This window comes from Ruegeria sp. BHSC043 (assembly GCF_059612985.1).
Map to the genome: position 1 here is coordinate 1 of NZ_JBXWRS010000001.1, position 20,090 is coordinate 20,090.

20 protein-coding genes and 1 tRNA gene are annotated in these 20,090 nt (G+C 58.2%); 9 read left to right on the plus strand and 12 right to left on the minus strand.

Features of this window, described 5'->3' with window-relative positions:
• The first annotated feature begins 124 nt into the window (after nt 1-124).
• Nucleotides 125-201: transfer RNA gene (locus AC2FMM_RS00005), tRNA-Arg, on the plus strand.
• 280 nt (nt 202-481) lie between these two features.
• The gene (locus tag AC2FMM_RS00010; RefSeq protein WP_496795436.1) at nt 482-673 is read left to right on the plus strand and encodes a hypothetical protein; all 192 of its coding nucleotides are present in this window, start codon (nt 482-484) and stop codon (nt 671-673) included.
• Nucleotides 674-909: 236 nt separating this feature from the next.
• Here the strand turns inward: AC2FMM_RS00010 and AC2FMM_RS00015 are convergent, their stop codons facing one another.
• The 10 genes from AC2FMM_RS00015 to AC2FMM_RS00060 form a co-directional block, all read right to left on the minus strand.
• Nucleotides 910-2,733, minus strand: a complete 1,824-nt coding sequence (locus AC2FMM_RS00015; protein ID WP_496795437.1) for a P-loop NTPase fold protein — start codon at nt 2,731-2,733, stop codon at nt 910-912.
• A 139-nt stretch (nt 2,734-2,872) separates the two neighbouring features.
• Nucleotides 2,873-3,262, minus strand: coding sequence for a hypothetical protein (locus AC2FMM_RS00020; RefSeq protein ID WP_496795438.1), 390 nt, complete (start codon nt 3,260-3,262; stop codon nt 2,873-2,875).
• Nucleotides 3,263-3,474: 212 nt separating this feature from the next.
• Nucleotides 3,475-4,719: a phage major capsid protein gene (locus tag AC2FMM_RS00025; protein WP_496795439.1), complete on the minus strand. Its 1,245-nt coding sequence runs from the start codon at nt 4,717-4,719 to the stop codon at nt 3,475-3,477.
• Nucleotides 4,720-4,983: 264 nt separating this feature from the next.
• Nucleotides 4,984-5,223 (minus strand): hypothetical protein, encoded by a 240-nt coding sequence (locus AC2FMM_RS00030; protein WP_496795440.1) that lies wholly within the window; start codon nt 5,221-5,223, stop codon nt 4,984-4,986.
• Nucleotides 5,220-6,347 (minus strand): bifunctional DNA primase/polymerase, encoded by a 1,128-nt coding sequence (locus tag AC2FMM_RS00035; RefSeq protein WP_496795441.1) that lies wholly within the window; start codon nt 6,345-6,347, stop codon nt 5,220-5,222. The genes AC2FMM_RS00030 and AC2FMM_RS00035 overlap by 4 nt, the downstream gene beginning before the upstream one ends.
• Nucleotides 6,347-6,592, minus strand: coding sequence for a hypothetical protein (locus AC2FMM_RS00040; RefSeq protein ID WP_496795442.1), 246 nt, complete (start codon nt 6,590-6,592; stop codon nt 6,347-6,349). The genes AC2FMM_RS00035 and AC2FMM_RS00040 overlap by 1 nt, the downstream gene beginning before the upstream one ends.
• Before the next feature lie 3 nt (nt 6,593-6,595).
• The gene (locus tag AC2FMM_RS00045) at nt 6,596-6,808 is read right to left on the minus strand and encodes a hypothetical protein (RefSeq protein WP_496795443.1); all 213 of its coding nucleotides are present in this window, start codon (nt 6,806-6,808) and stop codon (nt 6,596-6,598) included.
• Entirely contained in the window at nt 6,805-7,059 is a 255-nt protein-coding gene (locus tag AC2FMM_RS00050; RefSeq protein ID WP_496795444.1) for a helix-turn-helix transcriptional regulator, read from the minus strand. The genes AC2FMM_RS00045 and AC2FMM_RS00050 overlap by 4 nt, the downstream gene beginning before the upstream one ends.
• Before the next feature lie 33 nt (nt 7,060-7,092).
• Nucleotides 7,093-7,743: a hypothetical protein gene (locus tag AC2FMM_RS00055; RefSeq protein WP_496795445.1), complete on the minus strand. Its 651-nt coding sequence runs from the start codon at nt 7,741-7,743 to the stop codon at nt 7,093-7,095.
• Nucleotides 7,737-9,020 (minus strand): tyrosine-type recombinase/integrase, encoded by a 1,284-nt coding sequence (locus AC2FMM_RS00060; RefSeq protein WP_496795446.1) that lies wholly within the window; start codon nt 9,018-9,020, stop codon nt 7,737-7,739. The genes AC2FMM_RS00055 and AC2FMM_RS00060 overlap by 7 nt, the downstream gene beginning before the upstream one ends.
• 824 nt (nt 9,021-9,844) lie before the next feature.
• On the opposite strand from AC2FMM_RS00060, the gene AC2FMM_RS00065 reads away from it, so the two are divergent.
• The 4 genes from AC2FMM_RS00065 (at nt 9,845) to AC2FMM_RS00080 (ending at nt 14,617) form a co-directional block, all read left to right on the plus strand.
• Complete coding sequence (locus tag AC2FMM_RS00065) at nt 9,845-10,603, plus strand: porin family protein (protein WP_496795447.1); 759 nt, start codon at nt 9,845-9,847, stop codon at nt 10,601-10,603.
• Between the two features lie 134 nt (nt 10,604-10,737).
• Complete coding sequence (locus AC2FMM_RS00070; RefSeq protein ID WP_496795448.1) at nt 10,738-12,660, plus strand: DUF3604 domain-containing protein; 1,923 nt, start codon at nt 10,738-10,740, stop codon at nt 12,658-12,660.
• Nucleotides 12,661-12,791: 131 nt separating this feature from the next.
• A complete protein-coding gene (locus AC2FMM_RS00075) occupies nt 12,792-13,619 on the plus strand; it encodes a peptidyl-prolyl cis-trans isomerase (RefSeq protein ID WP_496795449.1) in 828 nt (275 codons plus the stop codon).
• Nucleotides 13,616-14,617: a HupE/UreJ family protein gene (locus tag AC2FMM_RS00080; RefSeq protein WP_496686712.1), complete on the plus strand. Its 1,002-nt coding sequence runs from the start codon at nt 13,616-13,618 to the stop codon at nt 14,615-14,617. The genes AC2FMM_RS00075 and AC2FMM_RS00080 overlap by 4 nt, the downstream gene beginning before the upstream one ends.
• Before the next feature lie 10 nt (nt 14,618-14,627).
• On the opposite strand, the gene AC2FMM_RS00085 is transcribed toward AC2FMM_RS00080, so the two are convergent.
• Together AC2FMM_RS00085 and AC2FMM_RS00090 are read right to left on the minus strand one after the other, a co-directional pair.
• Nucleotides 14,628-15,494, minus strand: coding sequence for an amidohydrolase family protein (locus tag AC2FMM_RS00085; protein WP_496795955.1), 867 nt, complete (start codon nt 15,492-15,494; stop codon nt 14,628-14,630).
• Nucleotides 15,494-16,495: a nuclear transport factor 2 family protein gene (locus AC2FMM_RS00090; protein ID WP_496795450.1), complete on the minus strand. Its 1,002-nt coding sequence runs from the start codon at nt 16,493-16,495 to the stop codon at nt 15,494-15,496. The genes AC2FMM_RS00085 and AC2FMM_RS00090 overlap by 1 nt, the downstream gene beginning before the upstream one ends.
• Before the next feature lie 165 nt (nt 16,496-16,660).
• Here AC2FMM_RS00090 and AC2FMM_RS00095 point away from each other — a divergent pair, with 165 nt between their 5' ends.
• The 3 genes from AC2FMM_RS00095 (at nt 16,661) to AC2FMM_RS00105 (ending at nt 20,089) form a co-directional block, all read left to right on the plus strand.
• Nucleotides 16,661-17,710 (plus strand): ABC transporter ATP-binding protein, encoded by a 1,050-nt coding sequence (locus AC2FMM_RS00095; RefSeq protein ID WP_496686715.1) that lies wholly within the window; start codon nt 16,661-16,663, stop codon nt 17,708-17,710.
• Nucleotides 17,711-17,784: 74 nt separating this feature from the next.
• The gene (locus AC2FMM_RS00100; protein ID WP_496679128.1) at nt 17,785-18,996 is read left to right on the plus strand and encodes an ABC transporter substrate-binding protein; all 1,212 of its coding nucleotides are present in this window, start codon (nt 17,785-17,787) and stop codon (nt 18,994-18,996) included.
• A gap of 118 nt (nt 18,997-19,114) precedes the next feature.
• A complete protein-coding gene (locus AC2FMM_RS00105; RefSeq protein WP_496742872.1) occupies nt 19,115-20,089 on the plus strand; it encodes a carbohydrate ABC transporter permease in 975 nt (324 codons plus the stop codon).
• Nucleotide 20,090: the final 1 nt, after the last annotated feature.

The following is a 20,090-nucleotide window of genomic DNA, read 5'->3' on the forward strand; positions in this document are numbered from 1 at the left end:
ACCGGACCCGATGGCACGGCCTTTGAAATAAGGCTTCCGCGCGGCGATGCGGGTTTTTGAAATATTTTTGAAGAATCGGGTTGCACGTCTCGGGCGGCGGGTCTAAATAGCGCCTCACCAACGCGGACCGATAGCTCAGCTGGATAGAGTACTTGACTACGAATCAAGGGGTCGGGGGTTCGAATCCTCCTCGGTCCGCCACTTGGTGCTTTAAATCATTGATTTGCGGTAAGAAAATTTGTTGGGGTGCGGCTCGCCTGCCAACCTACCCGCCAAACTCAAATCACACTCATACCCTAAGTTTTTAAACCTCTTTTGCAGGCAATCCGTCTGCTCCTGCGCAGCATCGAATCAACCCACAAAAAAATGCCTCGCTGAAGTGGGGCTAGGAAACTCAGGGTGAGCCATGTCTTTGCCCGTTGGCGATTAACCTTTAAGGTTTCTTTCTGCATTCTTGTAAATAGAGAACAGGAGGAGAGATATGGCAACTTATCGCTGCGGTGTCTGCGGCATGAGGGTAAATGCCACCTGTGCTGACTGTAACGAGCCGCTCATCAACGATACGCTTGAACTGGAAGATGGTCGCAAGGTTCAGATCTCGCGCTGCCCAAAATGCAATGGCAAGATCAAGTCGCCTATGTGCTGCGGGCAGGATATGGTCTGCGAGACCTGACACTAACTGTCTCGTCCTTTTTGCAGAGAGCTCTAACGGCTCCGGTTTCCCATACGTTCCTGAACCCCTTTGCAGTTTAGGGTCAGTCCAAAAAATCTCCGCGGAAGTAGGCCCAAGACCAGGAGATAGATTAGGTCTTGTTCGCGCGCGAAGTCGGATTGCGGACCTTCACTGCACATCCCACGAAACTGCTTTGCAGTTAAAAAAAAAGCGACCTATCTAAGCTGGTCGAGGGTCTATGCGCCGTTTTCAACATCCTCTGGGAATCTCCAATAGCGTTTCAGGAACCAGTGCATTTGCGCTTTCTCAATCGGTCCAGCTTGTGTCGCCATTTCAACTAGTGAAGCTCTTACGCTCTTGGCCCAGTCCACTTCCTTTTTGAAGCCGTTCGAGCCCGTGTGCCGATCTGCCAGCACCTTCAGCACCTCCCCAACAGTGTCGAATTCTCCTGAGGTCACGTAGCCAAAGATCAGAGCTGCGAATTGACCGTGGTCTATCTCGTGTAGAATTTCAGTGCGACTGAAGCCAACTCGACCATCTTGTCCAGAAAACTCGCAGCTGAACGCTTCAAGATTTTCAGCCAACAAACCTAATAGCCGACCTGCTTCGTCAGCGATGGTTGCCTCAAAGGCCGCACGTTGAGCATGTATCATAGCGTTTACAATTGGTTTACTCACTTCATCGAGATCGAAACGGTATCCTCCGAAAGAAAACCCTCCTGAAAGGCTCCAGCCATATTCCCTCCCATATTTCGCAGCAGGGATCTTCCCCGAGTTGGACAGAGCATTGATCCGTTTCTCAATACTTTTCGCTAGTTCGGTTTCGTTTCCATCACCGTCTTTGGCAATTGTAATGAGGTCATGCGCCATATGCAGGTAAGGGCCGGGTTCGATGCTTTCTTCTTCAAACACGTAGTGTTTTGCTTCTTCATAGGTGCGTTTTAGATCATCGGTTGGCATACGTCTCCATTCGACGAAGCGCCGCCATAGGGGGGTGTCAACCATACCAGTAAACTGATTTGTCGCGCGAAGGGACGAATTGATTTTTTCTGGCTCTTCAAATCCAACCCCGATTAGTGACACGCCTAGATCGATCGGGAGTATATTTGTGGAACTACCCGCGAAAATCTCTGCTCGTTGGTGGTTAGTATGGTATTGAAATAGAGGATGGGGTTCTTCCTCCCCGTCCGGCTTTGTGAAGCATTTGTAATTTCCTCTTTCGGCCAGATGTTCCGGTTTGATTTTTCTAGTTGCAAGCGCCATCGACAAAATTAGGTAGGTGCGCACAAACCGGCGCATTGCATCCTTGGATTCGCGAAGGTCTCGGTCAAGTACGTCAATAACCCTTCCACAGTCTTGCACGCATTGCCTTAGAACTCTCAGGTTTCCATTCTTTTCCGTAGAAAAAACTTCGAGAACTAAATCATTGTTGGCTTCAAACCATGTTTTCCCGGGGCCGTCTGGCATCGCAGCAATGAATACGGGAAGAGCACTGCCTGCTTCAGCCACTATTTTGACGGTTCGGCCTACTACCTTTTCCTTACGCTTCAGGAATTTATCGCACTTTTCTTTTTCTCCATCGGATCTTTCTTCCCGTTCGAAAAAAGAACAAAGGATGACATTTTTCGATTTGTGTTCAACGAGTTCGTTGAGCAGCCCTAAGAGCTCAGTAGGTGGTATCTCGCACCGCTCGACGTCATCAAAGATAAGGATGTCGGGCAGATTATTGATCATAATTTCTTCGAGAGCGTCTTGGGCTAGGGATCCAACATTTTCCAGTTTCGCTAGCTTTCCTAGAGACTCACCTAGTGTTCCAACCGCCTCCGCTAATTTTGCACCGGAAGTCCCGGCGAGAAGCGCACGTCGGAAGGCCCTTCGATCGTTGACGCCGTTCAACGTCGCATAGCGGGCAGTACCTTGTCTGAGGGCATCCTTGAACTCATTCCTCACTAGGTATGTTTTGCCTGCTCCCCATGGGGCTTCGATCATAAAGGCGTATCCTGGACTTTTGATCTTTGCGTATTCATGGAGTGCATTGATTGCTGCTTTGTTCTGATCCACGATCTCGCTCCGCTCCGGCTGGTCGAATGCACGCTAGGCGGATTTTCTGGCAAGTCCAAGGCCCGGGTTGGGCCAGCAAAGTTGTTAGGCGGAGTCGGAGCGATCCGGCTTAATGAGGATTGAAGTCTGCTAATACCTGTCAGTTCCCAACTTCAAACTGCGCCCAAGGATCATCTTCATCCGGTTCCTGCGGTGCCTGAACGCTATGACGGCTCGTCGGGGTGCCGCCCAAGGCCGTCAAGTGCATCCGCAGTTCCCGGATATGCGCCGCCGTCACGTCGCCACCAGCCTGAAGGCCAGCGCGCAGGCGGCAGGCCGATTCCAGCAATGCTCGATCCGACGAAACCAGCCAGGGCAGTTCGTCAGAGAAGGTTGCCCAGACCGCTTTCTCGGCCTCGGAGAGATAGTCAGGAGGCCCGCCAAGTTCGCCCGTGCCTGTCGGCTCTTTGATGCCCTTGTAACGCTCCGGGTGCTTGTTCAGCGCCCCTGTGAGCGCCGCCTTTGCCAAGGGTGTCTTGCGTCGTGCCATGCTCAAACCTCGAAATTCTGAATTGGGGATGCGTGAAGAAAGTGGGGCGGGCGGTTAGCAGGCTGTTTGCCCTGAAGATCGAACCACCCCCCCCCTCTGTTGGCCGGAGCCGTGACAGGAGGTGCCACGCTCCGGCTGCGGGTGTTTTGTTGGCACTCCACCGCCCGCTGGGAGTGGATGCACACTCAAAGGGATGCGCATCCTACCATTCATCAGCCCTGAACCCCGGTGATGGTGTGGAAGGCCGCTTCGTGCTGTGCGGCGATATCCGCCCGCATATGCGCCAAGAGGCCATACTGAAGGTTGTCGGCGAACCGTTCCTTCAGAACCTCGACGCGGATCTCGGAGCGAATGCCGATCATCAGGTGGGCGAAGTTGCCGACAAATATGGTGGACTCGTCGGAGCCAGCGCCGCCATCGGTCGGGATTGCCGTGGTCGTTAGCAGCGGAATGTCCGAGATTGCCTTGGGGGCCATCAAGGGTTGCCCGGTGCTGTCGGTCAGGCCGGTGAGGGTGCCTTCATCGCGCGGGTGCATGATGATCGCCGAAACCGAGCCTGCATTTGCACTGAGGATGCCCGTGCGTGCCGTCACGAAAGGCGCGTATGTGGTGAGCGCCGCACCGTGTGCCGTGGTGCCGATGCCCGCCATGTTCGCCACGCCCTTGGGTTCGGGAGCAGTGCCGCTGCCCAACAGGGCCACGCGGTCCAGTTCCTTCGCCAGGGCGGTTGCGAGGATGCGCGGCAACTCGGTGTCGAGGTTCAACGTGTCATCGAACAATTCCCGCGAAACCTTGGTCATCACTGCCAGAGACTTGGGAACCAGCGGCACATTGGTGAAGGTCGGATCGGATTCGGCAACAAGCGCGTTTTCAACGCGCCATGCCGGAACCGGGTCGGATGCCAGCTTGGCAATGTTGTTATTGTCGCTGCCGAGCGGCACCGTGCGCGCCCCTGCTGCAATGGCAACCGAGTTCGCGCGCAACAGGTCGATCAGTTGCGCCGAGAGCATGGTGGGCACTGTATAGCCGCCCGCGCTGTCGGTGCCTTCCGCAAGCGCCCGTTTCTCGGCTTCGGTCTTTGCGCCGCGCACCATAGCGCCGAGATACTGCCCCAGTGTCAGGTCGTGCTTGGCCGGGTCTTTCGCCTGCGCCCAGGTCGTCATGCGTTCTTCGGGTTTCAAGCCAAAGGCCGCATCGCGTGCGCCGGTTTCACCGCCAGCGCCATCAATCGCGATATTGCTGCCAATCGGGCGGCGGGTGTCGCCATCGTCGGAACTCTGTTCCTTTGCATCCTCGATCTGCTCGCGCAGTTCGTCTGCTTCGGCCAGAAGTATGTCAAATTCGCGCTCGATCTTCCGCGCCTCCTTCTCCGGCGTGTCGTCGGTGATCTTCTTCGACAGAGCGCGGGCCTGTTTGACCTTGGCCCTGTGCTCCGCTCTCAACTCTTCGAGAATCATCGCTCGTGTCCTTCGCTCTTGGGGCGCGCGTCGGAAAGCCGCCCCGGTTTATGGGGTTGTGCTTTCTCCTGCGCTTGGGGCGAAGGGTGGCCTGCCGAATTTCCGGCGGCGTGCTCCGGTCGTTGACCGGGCAAATCACACTGCCTGCAAGATACATGTTCTTGTAATGTTCTGTCAACCGCAGTGCGACGTAAACGCAGCTTTCGGCGTAAGCGCGCAGCATGGAAGTTCCGACGCCGAATGGATTTTCGCGTTCTCGCCATATCAAGCCCGCCCGCGGGGTTGGTGGCGTTGCTGTTCCCGGTGCAACAGATGTGGGATCGCCTTTTCCAGTTCCGGGAAACCACGCACTTCGGCAAAGAGGCGCATACTTGCCAGCAACATGGCGTAGCTGAACATGTGAACGTTGCCGCCGAATTGCTCCATCGTGGAGATTGCGTGTTCCAGAGTTGCCATTGAGCGCTCAGCCTCGACCTGAAATTGCAGTTCGTTCTCGGTCGTCATTGCCCGACCTCCTTTGCTGTCGATTGGTTGAATGATTGCCCCAAGCCCTCGCCAGACTGGTGCCCATAGCAGGGGGAAAAGGGTGTATAGTGATTGTGCCCAGATCTGGGATAGTCAGTCGCTAAGCGATAGAGGCCCGTTTTTCGGCGCAACTTGTCTGGGGCTGCCAGTTCCTCGATAAAGCCCCGCTGCAACAGAACATCGCGCGCGGTTGCGATCCTGTGACGTGACCAAGGCGGGCTTCCGGCCTCGCTCATGGCCCTTGGCGCGATGGCAAACGACGCTCTGTTGCTGTGCCAGCGCTGGAACATCTGCAACAGCGTGAAGGCTTCGGGATGGTCTATGAGGTCATCCATGATCTGGTCTCCATCGGTGACTTGGGGTTTGCGAAGACCGAGGAAGTTGCGGCCCGTGGCCTCGTATTTCCAAGCGGACTGTGCGCAGCGCTCAATCTCGGCTGCACATAGCGGCTCGGGGAAGGCGCTGGCCCAGGTCTGTGCAACGTCCACGAGGTCGTCTAGGCGGTCGCAATGGCGCGCCTGAGCCATGCAGTAGCGCCATAGGCTTTGATTGCGTTCACCGGGCAGGGTGAGACTTGCCCGATGCCCAGAGACAACCTCTAGCGCCTCTGAGGGGATCGTGGGCAGATTGGCAACGTCATGCAGACCGCCAGATTTGAACGTGTAGGATGCTGCAAGATCCTCTCGCCATGACGGCGGTGCGATGGTGAAGCCATTCCCCAGCACGTCGATGGGCTGACCTGGGAACGGGCGGATGTGCCGCCCTTCGCCATTGTGGCGATACCACAGCTTTGCCTTGCCGCTGGCCGTGCGGATGGCAACGGGTGTTTCCCCGAAGCGTTCCACCGCCAAGGCAAGCCAAGCCTCCCCAACACCGTCAACGTCAATCTCGGTCAGGCCTGACGGTTTGCCCATGACGATGCCAAGGCCATCGGCACCGCCGAGGTTAGGAATGTTTGCCCACGTCCGCGCCCGCTGAGGGGTGGCATTCTTCCATCCCCGAACGGCTGGTCGCTTGTTGCGCGTGTCCACCGGGAAGGCGGGCAGGCCAGCGTCAGCATATGCCTCCGCATGTTGTGCGAAAATGCCAATACTGGCGTCCATCACTTCAGCGCCCCCGAACGCTTGTGCGCCTGTTTGTGGTGCTTGCGGCATAACCACTCCACCATAAGGGGGCGGTCATAATCGGGGTGATGGGCTTCGGCCTTTTCTTCCCCACAGATCTCGCATGGCTTGCGCTGGATTAGGCCGCGCCGCAGGGCCGATTGCGTTGCAACATGCGCCCAAACCTTTTTCGGGTTGCGCCGACGCCACTGCTCCTGCCGGGTGAGTTTCCGCTTTTCCGCCATGGTTCAACCTCCCCAGATCAGGAAGGCCAACGCGCTTGCCTGGGCTTCTGTCAGCCCGTGAAGGCGCATCAGAAGTTTGACTTGAAGTGTCTTCATTGCTCTTGCCTCAAAGGTTTGCCTTTGACGGCGCAGAGTGGTAAATTCTGACCCAGAGAAGCCCGCAAAGCCTCTGGATTTAGAACCCCGCCCGCGACCGTCGCAGGTGGGGTTTTTCATGCCGCTGTTCCGTGAGCTTGGGACTGTTCCCAAGCTTCAAGCTCGGACAGTTTCCAGCGTGCGCAACCGGGTGTCAGTCTTACAACGCGAGGAAAGTTGGGTTGCTCACGATGCCAGCGCCAGACTGTCGGGCGGGCGATGCTGTAACGATTTGCTACTTCGGTATCGGAAAGGAAAATATCTGCCATTGTCGTGCCTATTTTTGTTTCAGCACGATCAATTTGGCCTTGCTCACCGGAAAATGCGTCCACAGGTGGATGGCAAATTCTTGGTTATGTGTTCACCTACTTTTCGGCCTCTTCAGCGTTCTTTGCCCAGGCGCGAAAAGCCGCCTTCGGATCTCCACCTACTTCGAAGGCGTCAAACAGTTCAGAAAGAAAAAATCCAAACTTCGAAGCGGGATTCAGTGCTTTCGCTGGGGCGGACTTGCCTGTGTACTGTCTCCAAATGTCTCGTGCCGCTGAGACCAATTGAATTCCGCGCAAATTCATTTTGCTCAGAGCTTTGCGTTTTCGATCTGATTTTTGGATTTGGCGCTTTGTTTCTGCGACAGCAAACAGAATTGCCGAGCTATTCTCTGGAAAACGGTACAAGACCTCACTGGCCGGTTTCCCAGTTTCTTGAAGATATTTTTGCATCTCGGCGTCGGCATAGAGCAACCCGTCGTTTACCCGCCTTTGATGTGGTCCGCGTAGAACAGTCATTGCAAGCGTGTCGCGTGCCGATTCCGTCATGCTATCCACATCCAACAATCTCACGAGGTCGCGAACGCACCGTTCAATTTTCTCCAACGTGGCAATGTCGTGAATCTCATCGTAGAGATACGGATCATCACCGAATGCGTATTTTGCCAGCCGATCATGCACGAGCGGCGCGAGGTTCGGTTCGATGTCCAGATACTGACAAAGGATTTCCTCTACTCTATCCGTCACCATGTCGCCTCCATCGAAACGACTTTTGCCCCTGCTTCCCCGCGTAGAAAGCGCCCCCATGCGGCCATCATACCACGTCGCTTTTCGATCATGTCGCCACGTCGATACGCTCGTTCAACCTCGGACCCGACCGAGTGGGCTAAGGCAATCTCTGCCATCTCGCGCGGATATTCGGTTCTTTCTGCCGCCCAGTCGCGAAACGTGCTACGCAGCCCGTGCGGCACCGCTGGACGCCCTGAGCGTCGATCTAGGTAACGTTCAGGCTTCGCTGCATGTATGCGCTTCATACAGGCTGACAGAGCGGCATCAGATAGCATTCCACCCCGTGCTGCTGGGAACACAAACTCACTGCCCTCCATCCGGTCGAGACCGTGCAAAAGCTCCACCGCTTCGCGAGTTAAGGGAACTCGGTGTTCGTTCCGCATTTTCATGCGCTCGGCTGGCACCGTCCAAAGTGCATTGTCCAAGTCGAATTCCGACCACACTGCACCGCGTACCTCGCCGGATCTGGCGGCAGTCATTGCCATGAACTCCAACGCGCGTGTTGCATAGCCGGAGCGCGATTGAACATCGCTAAACCAATCGGGAACATCATCCAAACTCAAGGCAGGATGATGCTCGACTTTCGCCACTTTGGACGGCTTCGGCAAAACCGCGTCCAGGTTGTTTTTCCATCTGGCCGGGTTGTCGCCTGTCCGGTGTCCCGCAACCGTGGCCCATGCCAACACGGCCTCGACGCGCCCGCGCAACCGGGATGCGGTTTCGTTCTTGGTCAGCCAGATCGGTTCCAGGATGCGTTGAACGTCCGAGACTTCGATGTCCGCGACCAGCATGTTTCCGACTGCCGGAACCGCGTATTTGTCCAAGGTCGCGCGCCACTGCTTCTTGTGCTTGGGGTTTTCAAACTCCTTCAGCTTGCCCACCAGAAACTTTTCCATCGCCTGAGCAAACGTCATGCCGCGCTTCTGAGCAGCTATGAGTGCTGCTCTGTTGGCTTTGCGTTGCTCAACGGGGTCGATCCCTTCGCGGATCATCTGGCGCGCCTCTCGCGCTCGTTCACGCGCCTCTGCCAGCGGAACGTCGGGATATCCGCCCAAACCAATGTGACGTCGCCGGTTGCCAACCTTGCACCGGAGCAACCAAGACCGAGCGCCGCTTGGCGTGACCTGCAAGAGAAGCCCATCAACACCGCCGACGGCAAAGGTGGCGTTGCCCCCGTGGCCAGGGTGTTCAAGCCGCTTTACCTCAAGGGCTGATAGTTCTCTCGCCTTCTTCGGCATAGTTCGACTCCCGATTTTTTCGTCCCGCCAACCTACCCGCCATAAATTATGATATTGGGCGTTACGGATAGCAACGGGAAATTTCAGGAGGTCCAAGAAAATTACATATTTTCAAATCTTAATGCGCTGTGGCGATACAGGTTGCACTAGCACTGAGGCGGTTCCTCGGTCCGCCACTTGGTAAAATCCAGCCGGTGACTTCCAAGAGAAATTTTTCAAGTCGGCGACTGTCTTTCTCCCCCAAGACAATCTGGAAGGTGCCGACACTCCCGGCCGCAATGCACTTTAAATGCGCGGTGTGACCCTGCCGTGCGGCGGAAGCAATACAAAGAGTGATGGACTGGCATCGGATTTCTTTGCGGTATCCAAAACGCCGGTCGGTGCGGCCTTCTGGCAGACGGGAGGCGGCCCTTTCGGGTTCTGGAAGAACCGGCCTGCCCCGCGGCGTTGCATCTGGACTGGGGCAGGTGAATAGCCGTTTGATTTGACCCGTCACTTTGCAAGAGCTCACATCCTCGTGGGGGGCACTTCTGCTGCAAGTCGTTCGGGCTGAGCGGCGCAGACTCCGGTTCGCAGTACATGGAACTGGCGCCGAAGCGCCGCGAATTCGACGGGTAACGTGGCTGTAAACCGGCCGAAGATTTCCTTCCGGTGGCCTGCATGACGGCGCGTACCGTTTAGCAGCGTTTACGAGATCTAATCAGGGCGAGCGGCAATTCGGGCGGCGACATCAAGATGTTTTTATGTTGAACTGGGCAACCAGTGCTGCTTGCCCCTCTTTCTGGGCGAAAGAAAAAAATTTTTGTGTTTGCGGGAGGAAAATGATGTTTGGAACAACACGAAATTTGATCGCAGCGACCGCCACGTGTGCGGTTGCGTTTGTCATCGGGGCAGATTCGGCCCGGGCCCAGCAAGGCGATTGGTCCTATCAGGCGACGATCTACCTGTTCATGCCGGAAACCAAGACCAGCCTCGACACGCCCGCAGGAGGCGTAGAGGGCACGTTGAGTTTCTCGGACGCGCTGAGCAACTTGGATCTGGCCTTCATGGGTACATTTTCCGCGACCAACGGGCGCTGGACCCTGTTGGCGGACTACAACTACACGGACCTGTCGTTCGGAACCGATACGCCCGGACCGATTTTCTCGGGTCTCGACACCTCGGCAACAACACAATTCCTCAGCGCCTATCTGGGCTATCGGGTCTACGAGGATCCGACCGTTCAACTGGATCTGGCGGGTGGTCTGCGCTGGTTCAGTACTGAAACTACCTTCACGCTTCGGCCCGGTTCCGCGCCGGGTGGTACAAGTTCGGTCGACAATAGTTGGACCGATGCGGTGATTGCAGCGCGGGCGCGTTTCGTCCTGTCCGAACGGTGGACCGGCACCGCCTTTTTCGATTATGGCGGCTTTCAGAGTGACAGCGAAACCTGGCAGGTGCTGCTGACCGCGGATTATGCTTTGAACGAAAGGTGGCTGATCCGGGGTGGCTATCGCTACATTTCCTTTGATCACGTCCTGAACGGCAACGACTTCACGTTCAGCCAATCTGGGCCAGTGATCGGGGCGACTTACCGTTTCTGACGACTTTTCAGGGTCTTTAGGTGGTCATCTGGCCCCAAGGCAAGTTTCTCAGACTTGCGCTGCCTCACTGTGATACTCTGTGAGTCGAGCCTGCGGCAAAGACCGGTCGCACAAAACGGAAATGGGGGGACCAGATGTTTAGAGTGACCGCGATACTCGCCGGATTGATAGCCTTGCCAACCTCGGGTTTTGCGGATGCCGTTCCCAGCAAGGAGGCTGCCGAAGGCACTTTCGCCGAAGCACCGTTTTCGCCTTATGCAAATCGTACTTTTCCCGAACGTCCGTTGTGGGGCGATACACATCTGCACACGTCCTTGTCATTGGACGCCGGCGCTTTCGGCAATACGCTCGGTCCGGATGAGGCGTGGCGATTTGCGAAGGGCGAGCAGGTAATCTCTTCGACAGGTCAGCCGGTGCGCCTTGCGCGGCCTCTCGACTGGATGGTTCTGACCGATCACACCGACTTGATGGGGTTTGCGCCTGACCTGCAGGCGGGCAAGCCGGGTGTGCTGGCTGATCCGAAGGGGTTGCAATGGTACCAGGGCTACAAGGCTGGCGGGGAAGAGGCCGCCAAGGCCGCCTTTGATATCATTACCAATTTTTCGCAAATGACCCTGCCCGAGGTGCTGCTGGAATCCTACAGCCCCGGCGCCGATGCATTTGCCTTTACATGGGAGCAGATCGTTCTGGCCGCCGAACGGCACAACGACCCCGGCAATTTCACCGCTTTCATTGGGTTCGAATGGACTTCGGTACCCAAGGGGTTCAACCTGCACCGCAACGTCATGCTGCGGGACGGGCCGATCCGAGCGCTGCAGGTGGTGCCACCGGTCACACAACCGCCCTACGGGGATACGGATCCCAAGGCGCTCTATGCTTGGTTGGAAGACTATCAGGCCCGGACCGGCGGACGGGCTTTGGCCTTTGCGCATAATGGCAATCTGTCCAACGGCTGGATGTTTCCGACCGAAGACACCTATCACGGTGGCAAGGTCGACGAAGAATACGTCAAGAATCGTGCCAAGTGGGAACCGCACTACGAGGTGACGCAGATTAAGGGCGACGGAGAGGCGCATCCCTTTCTCAGCCCGGATGATGAATTTGCCGACTACGAGAATTGGGATGTGGGCAATCTGGATATTACGCAACTGAAAACCGACGACATGTTGGCCGGCGAATACGCGCGCGAGGCGCTGAAACGCGGATTGATGCTCGAAGAGAAATTCGGCGTAAACCCCTACAAGTTCGGAATGGGCGGCGCCACCGACAGCCATACTTCGTTGACCACAGCGGAGGAGGAAAACTATTTCGGAAAATCCGTCAGTGCCGAACCATCGCCGACCCGTGTGCTGCACCCCTTCGTCGAAAGCGAGTTGGGCGCGTTCGAAGGGCATACGCTGGTGGCCTCGGGCTACACGGCGGTCTGGGCGTCGGACAACACGCGCTCGGCCATTTTCGACGCGTTCAAGCGGCGCGAAACCTATGCCACGACCGGGCCTCGGATCGGGCTGCGGTTCTTTGGCGGATGGGATTTTGTCGAGGACGATTTGCTGACGCGTCTGGTGGCCGATGTAGGCTATACCAAGGGCGTACCCATGGGCAGTGATCTCCGCCCGCGCGAGGGTGAGGGTTCACCGACCTTCCTGATCGGGGCGTTGCGCGATCCGATTGGCGCCAACCTGGATCGTGTCCAGGTGGTCAAGGGCTGGTTGGACGCCGAGGGTGAGATGCAGGAAAAGGTGTTCGACGTTGTTTGGTCAGGGGATCGAGAGCCGGACGCAAATGGCAAACTGCCCCCGGTCGGAAATACGGTCGATCTGGACACCGCAAGCTGGACCAACACGATCGGCGCGTCCGAGTTGGTGACCGTCTGGACCGATCCCGAATTCGATCCGGCAGCCCGGGCTTTCTACTATGTCCGGGTATTGGAAATCCCGACCCCACGCTGGGTTCTGTACGACAAGTTGCGCTTTGACCTTGAGCTTCCCGAGGAGGCGCAACTGGTGCATCAGGAGCGCGCCTATTCGTCACCGATCTGGTACACACCGGAGGGATGACCGGTTGTCGAAAATGTTTCAGCCGGGCGGATGACAACGCCCGGTTTTTTTTGTCATGATGGGCGAGTGGGCTTTGCCCCGGTGTCGTGGCCACTTTTCCGTGAAAGCTTTTCGAGAGTACAGGTAATTTGATGCGTTTTCTGAAAGAACCACTGGCACATTTCCTGCTGATTGGAGTGGCAATCTTCGCGTGGTTCTACTGGATATCCCCACCGTCCGAGGAGCAGGCTCAGCAGCAAGCAATCGTTGTTGACGACAATGATGTATCGATGTTGGCAAGCCGGTTCAGCGCCAGTTGGAATCGTGCGCCCACCCCAGAAGAATTGCGGCGGCTGGTGGATGGCTTGGTACGCGAAGAAATATTGGTGCGCGAGGCTCGCGATCTTGGTCTGGACCGGGGCGATCCAGTCATTCGGGCGCGGCTTGCTCAGAAGATGGAATTCCTGACTCGCTCGATTGCGTCGTCTGTCGTGCCCGAAGATGCGGAACTTGCGGCGTATCTGCAAGACAATCCAGATAGATTCCGAACGCCCCCGAAATTCGCCTTTGAACAAGTCTTCTTGGGCGAGACCCCCGGCAGCGCCGATGTTGAGGCGGCTCAATCGGCTCTTGCGGTGGGCAATGACCCTATGCAGGTGGGGCTGCCCACGCTGTTGCCAAAGACGGTGCCGCTGTCGTCGGCGCGCGCAATCGATAGCACGTTTGGGCGCGGCTTTTCCGAGATCCTGGCGACGTTGCCAAGCGGAGCATGGGCCGGACCGGTGGTGTCGGGCTATGGCCAGCACTTGGTGAGGGTCAACGCAGTGGAGCCGGGCATACTGCCGCCGCTGGATGACGTTCGTGACATGGTGATTCAAGATTGGCGCAGACAAACCTCCGAGGAACTGGCCGAAGCACAATACCAGAGCCTGGCTGACAGGTATGAGATCTCGCTGCCCGCGTGGGAGCCGCAAGAATGACGAGGATCCTCGCAGCGCTTTCCGCCTTTTGGTTGATGCTTGCGGCCGGGCAAAGCCAAGCCCATGCCTTGGATCCCGGTTTCCTCGATCTGCGGCAGTTGACGGAAAACACGTGGCAGGTTCTGTGGAGGCTGCCGGATGTGAACGGGCGGCCGATGGCAATCGAGGCGGTCTTGCCAAAGATTTGTACGCCGCAATCAGGACCCGCGCCGCAGAACGATGGGGCTGCGTGGGTTTCGGTCTGGGTGGCGCAATGCCAAGGACCAATCGCGGATCAACCGATCGCGATTGATGGGCTTGAGTTGCAACGCAACGACGTATTGCTGCGGATGCAGCCATTGGCTGCAGAAGCGGTAACGCTGCGTTTCACCCCAGACAATACCAAGCTGACGATCCCGGCCGATCCGTCAACCTGGGCGGTTTTCGCCAGCTATTTTCAATTGGGGTTCGAACACATTCTCGAAGGTTGGGATCACCTGTTGTTCGTGTTTGCCCTGATCGTTCTGGTGCGCGATCCTTGGCGGCTTGTCGGGGCGATTACGGCGTTTACGGTCGCACATTCAATCACATTGGCCTTGGCCACACTTGGCTTGCTGCAAGTGCCGGGTCCTCCGGTCGAAGCGGTGATCGCCCTGTCCATCGTGTTTCTTGCCCTTGAGATATTGCGGCACAAGGACGGGCAGTTGCGACTGTCCGAGCAATATCCGTGGATTGTCTGCTTCAGTTTCGGTTTGTTGCACGGTTTGGGGTTTGCCGGGGCCCTGTCCGAGATCGGTTTGCCTGCAGGTGACATTCCAGCCGCATTGCTAGCCTTCAATATCGGGGTCGAAGCCGGCCAATTGGCATTTGTCGCCGTCGTCGCGCTTGGCTTGGCGGTGCTGCGTGTTCTGGGTGCTTTCCAATCCCGTGGCGCACTCGACTGGGCGACGACGGTAACCGGATATGGAATTGGAACCGTTTCGATGTATTGGCTGATCGAGCGGGTCAGTGGTTTCTGACCCCGACCCGTCAAAACCGATAAAAACGTCGGGCCGTGCGCCCGAACACATCCGCCTGCATCTCAGCCGGAATCAGCGAACGGTGGCGAGACACCAGTTCCGCATAGTCCGAGGACAGGCTGTCTACAGGGAAGTTGGACCCGAACATGCAGCGGGCGAGGCCGAACTGGTTCAGGCACTCCTGAACGATCGGGCGGACGGAGTCTGCCGTCCAACCGTGGTCGAACATGCCTAGCCCGGACAGTTTGCACGACACATGCGGCAGCGCGGACAGCGACCGAAGGGATCTGGACCAGGATTTTATCCCGCCCTCTGTTCTATCATGTGGCGAGCCGGCATGACACAGGGCAACCGAAGTTTCGGGCGCGCGCTCCAGAACGCGGGCGGCTTGCTCCATCAGCTCGGGCAGCAGTTGCAAATCAAATGAAAGACCGCGCGCGCCCAGTTCCTGCAGGCCGGCCAGAAAACGTGGGTCGTCCAGCAGGGCATTGGTGCCGGATGCCATGTCCTCTTCGGGTGCGCGGCCGACGATCTGGCGCACGCCCCGCAACGAGGGCAGGGTTTGCAGCCTGTCCAGCCGGTGCCCCAGGTCCGGGGCAGTCAGATCGCAGAAAGCCACTTGGACCAACGGCCAGTCGGGTGTCTGATCGGCAACCGATTGCACCCAAGCGGCCTCGGCCCAAGGGTCCGCCGCGCCCACCTGAATGTGCACGGACGCAGAAAACCCCTGCGCCGCGGCGTCTGCGCGGAATTCGTCCAGAAGATAGTCGCGTTGGATCGCTGATGGGTCACCGAAAAACCTCACAGCGCCGGTTTCCATCAGCCAAGGATAGTGCACCGCCTTCAGGTTCCACAAATGGTGATGTGCGTCGATCATCATGGCGTGGCAGTCCTTAGCGTGCGCGACAGGATGTCGACCCCTTGCTGGTTCCAGAAATGCAGCAGGTCGATGAAAATCCAGTTTTCGGCCAGCTTGTCGCCCGCGCGCCGATAGATGTCGATGACCCGAAACTCACCCGGTTTGCCGGTTGCGGGCATGCCCATGAAGCCGCCTGTCGGAACGGCGGTGAAGTTGGGCCATCCGAAGAACCCGCCATAATGCCCCTCGGCCATGCGGCAGATGTGTCGCGTTTTGGACCGCTCGGCGAAACCGGCGCGGAACGGGCCCGAGTGCTGCTTGGCATAGCGCGGGATGGTGTAGGTGGCTCCGATCCCCTCGGGACCCCACCACAGCATGTCGTCATGCCAGGTGCGTGCCAGTTCCTCCTCCAGCGTCAGGCCGCTGTTCCACTGGCCCAGGTCCGAAATCATCGCGTTGATCAGCGCCAGTGTCTTTTGGCCTTCGGCTGCGGGCTGGTCGTCGATCAAAAGCCCGTCATGGGTTCTGGGGCCGGGCTGCACGAGGTGTGCCGCGGTTTGTGGAGGAAAGGGGTTCAGCCCGGCCTGCACCATGAGGTGGGGAATGTCGAAATACATGGCCGTTTCGGTGATTTTTCCATCTGCGACCCTGTAAAAGGCGCAGTACCGCAGAAAGGCCAGCTTGCCGGTGGGCGGAATGCCCAGCCACGGCGCGTCGAACAGGCCCATCAGATGCCCCATCGACACGACCCAGACATCATCGGATTGGGTCAGCGAGTTTCGGCCGGCAAAGAAGATGTCCATCCGGTTCTGCATGCGCTTCAGGCCGTGCTTGATCGGTTGCCAGAACGTCTCGGCCACGGCCTTTGCGCCGACGATTTCATGGAAGGGGTGAAAGCCGCGCCACAGCAGATCGGGTGCGCAGAATTGTTCGATGACCTGGCCGACGCCGGCGGCATCCGTGTCATCCAGCGCGTCGTGGAATGCCAAAATCAGTTTTTTCTGGTCCTGAAAACTCACGGTTTTTCCGTTTCCTGGCAGAGGGTTGCGATTTAGGTCAGGAGTGTGTGAATCACCTGCTTCGGACAGTTTTGCATACGTTTGCAAAATTGTCTTGCCAGAATTGATGTGGCTGGATTACTCTTTTGCAAACGTATGCAAAACGATTCCTTCCCGGGAGGCACCATGGCGGAAATTCAACTGCGCAATGTCGGCAAGCGCTGGGGGTCGTTCGTGGGGGTCCACAATTTCGACCTGACCATCGCCGATCGCGAATTCCTTGTGCTGTTGGGGCCGTCCGGATGCGGCAAGACCACCACGATGCGTATGATCGCGGGGCTCGAGGACGTGACCGAGGGCGAGATCCTGATCGACGGCAAGGTGGTCAACGATCTGGAACCCAAGGACCGCGACGTGGCGATGGTGTTCCAGAGCTATGCCCTGTACCCCAACATGAACGTCTATGAAAACATCCGCTTTCCGCTGAAGGTTCGCGGCATCGACCCCGCGACCCATGACGAGAAAGTGCGCCGCGCCAGCGCGATGGTCGAATTGGACGACTTTCTGCATCGCAAACCGGCCGAGCTGTCGGGCGGTCAGCGCCAGCGGGTCGCTCTGGCCCGCGCGATCGTGCGCGAACCGAACGTGTTCCTGATGGATGAGCCGCTGTCGAACCTGGATGCCAAGCTGCGGGTATCGACGCGGGCGCAGATCAAGAACCTCAGCCACGAACTGGCCGTTACCACGATCTACGTCACCCACGATCAGATCGAGGCGATGACCCTGGCCGACCGTGTCGTGGTGATGAAGAAGGGGATCGTGCAACAGGTCGGCAGCCCGACCGACATCTATGACCGCCCCGCCAACACCTTCGTGGCCAGCTTCATCGGCTCACCCGCCATGAACCTGATCGAGGGTCGCGTCGAAGGTGGCGTGTTCCGCGCGCAGCACGTGGACATCCCCGGAATAGATGCCCCCGACGGGCCGCTGACGCTGGGGTTCCGGGCCGAGGACGCCGCTCTTGCTTCAGAGCAGGGTCAGATCACGGCCCCGATCTATACGCTCGAGCTTTTGGGCGACGCCACGATGATCTCGGTCCGGGTCGGCGGCGCGCTGGTCTCGGTCAAGGCCGACAAGTCTTTCCGCGCCGAGATCGGCGATTCCGTCTCGTTCTCGGTGCCAAGCGAAATCTGTCATCTCTTCGAAGCTGGAAGCGGTGCGCGGATCGGGGATTGACCCCGCAACAGCCCGCAAGGGCAAACCACCGGTCCGGACGTCGACGACGGACCGATCCTGACAGGGAGAAACGCATGAAACTCAAGACTCTCATACTGGCCGGCGCGATGTCGGTGGCCTCGGGCGCCGCTTGGGCCGCCTGTTCGTTCGAAAACACCGTTCCGCTTAAATCGCTTTCGGCCGGGTTCGAGGCCTGGAAGGCCGCCACCGACGCCATGGCCGAATGCGGCAATTTCAGCGCCTCGCTGGATCAGGAATTCCGCGAGAAGCAACCCGAAGCCTTTGCGGCCAACCCGGCGCTGTACCAGATCGGCGGCGTGTCGAACGCCACGCTGGTGCCGCTGCTGAACGCGGGCACCATTCGTCCGCTGGATGATCTGGTCGCCAAATACGGCCAGGACTTGCTGCCGAACCAGCTGATCAAGGTGGACGGCCAGACCATGGCCATCGCCATGATGGTGAACGCCCAGCACCTGATGTACCGCAGCGACATTCTGGCCGATCTGGGCATTGCCGAGCCCAAGACCTATGCCGACGTGCTGGCCGCGGCGGAAAAGATCAAGGAAGCCGGCGTGGTCGAGTATCCGCTGGGCGGCACGTTCAAGACCGGCTGGAACCTGGGTCAGGAATTCGTGAACATGTATTTGGGCGAGGGCGGCGAGTTCTTTGCCGAAGGCAACATGCCCGCGATCAACAACGAACAGGGGGTTCGCGCGCTGGAAACGCTCAAGGCGATGACGGCATATATGGACCCGGAATACCTGGTCTCGGATTCGACATATGTTCAGCAGCAGTTCCAGCAGGGCAAGATCGCCATGGCCAACCTGTGGGCCAGCCGCGCGGCCGCAATGAACGACGAGGCCGAAAGCCAAGTGGTCGGCAAGGTGACGATGGCGGCGGCTCCGTTGGGGTCGGCGGCTCCGGCGACCACGATCTGGTGGGACGGCATGGTTCTGGCCAAGAACATGAGCGACGAGGAAGCCGACGCCGCCTTCCGCGTGATGATGGAAGGCATCGACGCGGAAATGGTGCAGGCCAACAATGACGTCGCAGTCTGGCTGAACCCGGCCTACACGCCCGGTGAACTGGCTGCGGGTGCTGCCGCCTCGGCCGAAGCAGGCGCCAAGCCCTACCCGGCGTCGGGGCCGATGGGCATCATGCACACCGCGCTGGGCAATGGGTTGGCCGACTATCTGACCGGTGCCAAGGACGCCCAGACCACCCTGGCCGACATCGAAGCCGACTATCTGACCGCCGCAAAAGAAGCCGGCCTGGTCGGCAACTGATCCGCACGCGGGAGGGGGCCGACCTCCTCCCGCATCTTCCACCACCGAGAACCATGAGAAAGGCAGAGCCATGAATTTCCGGACATTTGCCGCCTTTGTCGGCCCCTCTGTCTTTATGATGCTTCTCTTCATCGCGTTCCCGCTGGTCAGCGTGTTCAAGCAGAGTTTCTATGTCACCCAGCCCATCTACGAGACGGTCGAGGTCGAGACCTGCACGCCCGGCTTCCTGACGCAGACCTGCGTGACTGAAGAAAAGTCCATTCCGAAACTTGATGAACACGGCGAGATCATCACGCAGACCCAGTTTGTCGGGCTGGAAAGCTATCGCAACGTGCTGGAGCCCGAACGGGCCTGGCGCGCGATCAGCGAAGGCAGCTGGAGCGTGCTGTCCACCATCAATTTCTGGAAGGCGCTGCGCTTTACGCTGACCTTCACGTTGATCACCCTGCCGCTGGTGATCGGGTTTGGTTTGGCCATCGCCATCGTCATCAACAACGCCGCGCAGGCGATTCGGGGGCCGGTGATCTTCGTGTCGCTCCTGCCCTTTATCATCACGCCGGTCATCGGTGCCTTGTCGATCAACTGGCTGTTTCGCGGTGACGGCATCCTGACGGCCATGCTGGAATGGTGGCTGAACCGCGACATCGCCCTGTTCGCGCAGGCCTGGACGATCGAGTTGCTGATGATGCTGTACCGCGTCTGGCATGTCGCGCCCTTTGCCGCGATCGTGTTCTATGCCGGTCTTCAGACCGTGAACCAGGACAGCCTTGAAAGCGCAGTTATCGACGGCGCAAGCCGCTGGCAGCGCCTGAAATACATCGTCATCCCGCACCTGATGCCGCTGATCATCTTCGTGTCGATGATTCATCTGATGGACGCATACCGGGTGTTCGAAGAAATCGTCGGCTTCTCGAGCCAAGGCTACGTCATCTCGCTGCAATGGCTGACCTATGACTTCCTCGTGCCGGATCAGGCGGGCAACCGTTCGATCAGCCGGGCCTCGGCCAGCGCCATGCTGACCATGGTCGGAATCGTCATCCTTCTCATCGCACCGCTGCGCCGGACATGGCGCGACCATAAGGGAGGCCACTGAC